The sequence below is a fragment of the Rhizobacter sp. P1_G5 genome, from assembly GCF_056405435.1.
This window is the reverse complement of the sequence record NZ_JBFUCB010000560.1, coordinates 1-4,063: the sequence shown is the minus strand read 5'-3', so window position 1 is coordinate 4,063 and position 4,063 is coordinate 1. Positions and strand designations below refer to the sequence as shown.

Below are 4,063 nucleotides of genomic sequence, written 5' to 3'. Positions count from 1 at the left end.
CGCACGTCGTAGCTGATCTGCACCGTGTTCTGCAGCGCGTCCTTCGTTGCCACCAAGTTGCCGAACGCGTCACGCTGGTGGACGAGTTGCGCACCTTGCGCATCAGTGATGCGGATAGGCCGGCCTTCGACGTTGCGCTCCTCGCGCCGCGTATGGCCCTGGTCGTCGGTCGTGGTGGTCACCAGCGCGCCGTAGGCCAGGCTGGACACCCGCGCCCGTCGCGTGCCGTGGTGGCCGAAGCTCACGCCCGGCTGGCTGCCCTGGGGGTCGGCGGTGTAGACCCGGACCGGGCGGCCCATCGCGTCGTACTCGGTGCGCGTGAGGCCCCTGTCGGCACTGCCTGCGCTCGTCGACGAACCGCTGTCCAGGAAGTACGGCTGCGTCTGCACCAGCACCTGGCCCAGATCGCCGTACTCGGTGTCGGTGACGATCAGCCGGCTCGTGCCGCCGGGTTGCGTCGGTCCGTCGAAGGCTTCGGTCACATGGCGCAGCAGCCGACCTGCGCGGTCCAGGTACTTGCGGGTGAACGGGCCATTCTTGATGCCCTCACTGCCGCTGGCGTCTCTCGACTCCACGTGCGTGAACTCCAGCGCATCGGCCGGGATCTCGGCCGCGCTTGGGTTCSGGCAGGTGGGGCTGTTGCTCGAGGTGTCACCGGCCGGGTTCATCCGCCCGGAGATAAGGCAGTGGGCCGTGATCACGCGCGTGCCATCGGGGCGAATCTCGCGCGTCGYGCGACCCAGGTCGTCGTATTCCCAGCGCGTGGTCARCCCGTTCGCGTCCGTCCTGCTCAGCACGGTGCCGAAGCGCGGATCCACCGTCTGCGTCTCCTCCTGCTGCAACGCGTTCCTGCGGCCRCTCACCTGGGTGTCCGGCTGGATCTGCACGCTCGTGCCGCCGATCGTCACCGTCTGCGCGYCGTAGCTGACGCTGCTGCTGCGCGKGGYGAACACGGCGTCGCCGGTGGCGCCGCTGCAGTTGGACACCTGCGWGCCGGTGCGGTTGCCCCGCGCGTCGTAGCGGWACCGCGTCACCACGCACAGCTGCGGGTTGCCGGGCTCGACCGTCTCGGTCTCCACCAAWCCGTCMGGRCGGTAGGTGAAGCTCGTCGTGCGTGCGTAGTTGAACGGGTCGGCCGKMGGCTGGACCGGCGACTGCGCRAYGGCAGATGTCGCRCAGGCCAGCAGCCAGAGCGTGAAGATGACGTTCAAGACCGTCCRAGGCACGGCAACGCCGCACCTCACCACGGTCGCGTGGTGCGATGGATGCAAGGGCTTCTCCCTGAGGGAATCAACGGGATCGACGGGCCGGCCCGCGGGGCCGGGTGCACTGCCCGCTTTTGTGAGCGGGTCGGGCTTGGCGCGCATCCATCGATGCAGTTGCCGTGGGGACGCACCTTATCGCGTGCGATCAGCCCCGGTCAATGGCTCAGGGACATCCATCCTCATCAACATGAAGGAGAAGCGCCACACCAAGCGGCGCCCCGCCTTCAGACCAGCGGCGGCTGCAGCCCCTCGCTCGCATACATCCGCTGCACCGCCGGCCGCGCCAGCACGCGCTGCACGTAGGCGCCGAGTGCCGGCAGCGTGCGCGCCGGCCGGTGGAAGTTGCGCGTCCAGCGGCACAGCATCAGCGCGTATGGGTCGAGCGCGCTGTACGCCTCGCCCAGCAGCCACGGCTTGCCGTGCGATGCCAGCTCGGCCTCGAGGAGGTCGATCAGCGCGCCGACGCGTTCCTCGGCACAGTCCTTCACCTGTGGCACCACCTCGGCATCGCGCACGTAGCGGTCCGGGTAGAAGTACGAGATCAGCGCCGGCTGCAGCGAGTTGGTCAGCCACATCAGCCACTTGTAGAAGTGCGCCCGCTGCGGCGTGCCGACGGCCGGTGCCAGGCCGGCCTGCGGGTGCGTGTCGACCAGGTGCAGGCAGATCGCCGCGCACTCGTACAGCACCAGGTCGCCGTCGACCATCACCGGGATCAGCCCGTTCGGGTTCATCTTCAGGTACTCGGGCGAGCGCAGCGCGCCCTTCTCTCTCTCGACGCGCACCAGCTCGAACGGAATGCCGAGTTCTTCGAGCAGCATGTGCGGCGCCATGCTGGCGTTGCCGGGGAAGTAATACAGCTGGATCATGGGAGGGCAGGGCAGGGTGTGGGGGTCCGCCATCTTAGAGGGCCGCCCTCCGGCGCCCTGCCCGTCGCTCAGGCCGCGTTCGCGTTGCGGTGCGCCTCGGCCGCCGCCTCGTTGTGCCGGAACAGGTCGGCCAGCGTCTTGCCGGGCTCGTCGCGGAACGCGGTGTCGGTGACGATCAGCTCGCGGATGCGGTCGACGCGGAAGCTGCGAAAGCTCTCGCGCGTCTCGCACCACGCCGCCAGCGTCCACACCGCGCCCCAGTAGAAGCAGCCGAGCGGGCGCACGGTGCGCTCGGTGCTGACCTCCTTCAGGTCGACGTACTGCAGCTCGACGCGGCGCCGCGATTCGGCGGCCAGCCGCAGCAGCTCCAGGTGCGAGCGCGCCCGCGGATCGAACTCGAAGGTGGGCGCGTACAGCGCCAGGCTCTCGGCCGCCGCGCGCGCCGCGCTGGGCAGCACCGACAGGATCTTCGACAAGGCCGCGTCGGCACGCGCCGCGAGTGCCGCATCGATGCGCGGCTGCGCAATGCGCACCGCCGCCACCAGCGCCTGCGCCTCCTCGCCGGTGAACATCAGCGGCGGCAGGTCGAAGCCGGCGCGCATGCGGTAGCCGACGCCGGCCTCACCCTCGATCGGCACGCCCTGCAACTGCAGGTCGGCGACGTCGCGGTACACCGTGCGCGCCGACACCTCGAGCCGCTCGGCGATGAACTCGGCCGTGGTCAGGCGCCGCCCGCGGACGAGCTGCACGAGTTGGAACAGGCGGTCGGCACGGCGCATGGTGGGCGGATGCTACGCCAGCGCGTGCAGGCCGATGCGGTTGCCTTCGCTGTCGGCGATGTGGGCGAAGCAGCCCATCTCGCCCGGCAGCGTCACCTTGGGCGTGGTGATCGCGCCGCCGGCGGCCTGCACCCGCTCGAGCACCGCATCGAGCGAGGGCTGCGCGTTCAGGTAGACGATGGTGCCCATCTGCGACGGCGGCGCGACCCGGTCGCCGGCGATCAGGCAGCCGCCGACGCCCGGCTGGTCGTAGCCGAACACCGCGAGCGTCACGTCGCCCATCGGCTCGCGGCGCAGCGTGGTGGCGAACAGCTTCTCGTAGAAGGCCTGGGCGCGGTCGAGGTCGGTGACAGGGATCTCGAACCAGTTGAGGGCGCTGCGGATGGGGTCGGTCATGGCGGTCTCCGGGTGGACGGGTTGCGTGGCTTGGAACGGAGCCGCGATGCTGCGCGGCGGCTGCTGACAACGTGTTGTCAGCAGCCGGCAGAATGCGATCCCATGTTTTCATTGCCGCGCACCGCCACCGCCCCGTTCTGCCCGTCCGAGGTGCGCGGCAGCATCGCGATCCCCGCGCAGGCGCCGCTGTGGCGCAAGCTGCTGCGCGTCGCCGGCCCGGGCCTGCTGGTCTCGGTCGGCTACATGGACCCCGGCAACTGGGCGACCGACATCGAGGCCGGCTCGCGCTACGGCTACGCGCTGCTGTGCGTGGTGCTGCTGTCGAGCCTCGCGGCGATGCTGCTGCAGACGCTCTCGCTGCGCCTCGGCCTGGTCGCCCGCAAGGACCTCGCACGCGCCTGCCGCGACCACTACCCGAAGGCGACCAGCCGCGTGCTGTGGATCCTGGCCGAGCTCGCGATCATCGCGTGCGACGTGGCCGAGGTGCTGGGCAGTGCGCTCGCGCTGCACCTGCTGTTCGGCGTGTCGCTGGTCACCGGCATCGTGATCACCGCGTTCGACACGCTGGTCGTGCTCGGGCTCAAGGGAAAGGGATTCCGGCAGGTCGAGGCGATCGTGCTCGGGCTGATCGTCACGATCGGCGCCTGCTACGCGGTCGAGCTCGCGCTGGTCGGGCCCGACTGGCGCGCCGTCGCGCAGGGCTTCGTGCCGCGCCTGTCGGCCGTCGAGAACCCGCAGGCGCTGTACCTCGCGATCG

Annotated in this window: 5 protein-coding genes; 1 reads left to right on the top strand and 4 read right to left on the bottom strand. The window is 70.4% G+C overall.

Annotation, left to right across the window (positions count from 1 at the left end; genetic code table 11):
- The 4 genes from AC1D12_RS26910 to AC1D12_RS26895 all read right to left on the bottom strand — a co-directional run.
- Positions 1-1,079: RHS repeat domain-containing protein (locus tag AC1D12_RS26910; protein WP_477844067.1), on the bottom strand; the 1,079-nt coding region annotated here is incomplete at its 3' end.
- A 410-nt stretch (positions 1,080-1,489) separates the two neighbouring features.
- The gene (locus tag AC1D12_RS26905) at positions 1,490-2,131 is read right to left on the bottom strand and encodes a glutathione S-transferase family protein (protein WP_477826439.1); all 642 of its coding nucleotides are present in this window, start codon (positions 2,129-2,131) and stop codon (positions 1,490-1,492) included.
- Positions 2,132-2,199: 68 nt separating this feature from the next.
- Positions 2,200-2,910 carry a helix-turn-helix transcriptional regulator gene (locus AC1D12_RS26900; protein WP_047508207.1) on the bottom strand — a complete coding sequence of 237 codons (711 nt, stop codon included), beginning with the start codon at positions 2,908-2,910 and terminating at the stop codon, positions 2,200-2,202.
- Positions 2,911-2,922: 12 nt separating this feature from the next.
- Positions 2,923-3,306 carry a VOC family protein gene (locus AC1D12_RS26895; protein WP_477826438.1) on the bottom strand — a complete coding sequence of 128 codons (384 nt, stop codon included), beginning with the start codon at positions 3,304-3,306 and terminating at the stop codon, positions 2,923-2,925.
- 102 nt (positions 3,307-3,408) lie between these two features.
- Here AC1D12_RS26895 and AC1D12_RS26890 point away from each other — a divergent pair.
- The coding region (locus AC1D12_RS26890; protein WP_477844064.1) for an Nramp family divalent metal transporter at positions 3,409-4,063 on the top strand (655 nt) is incomplete at its 3' end.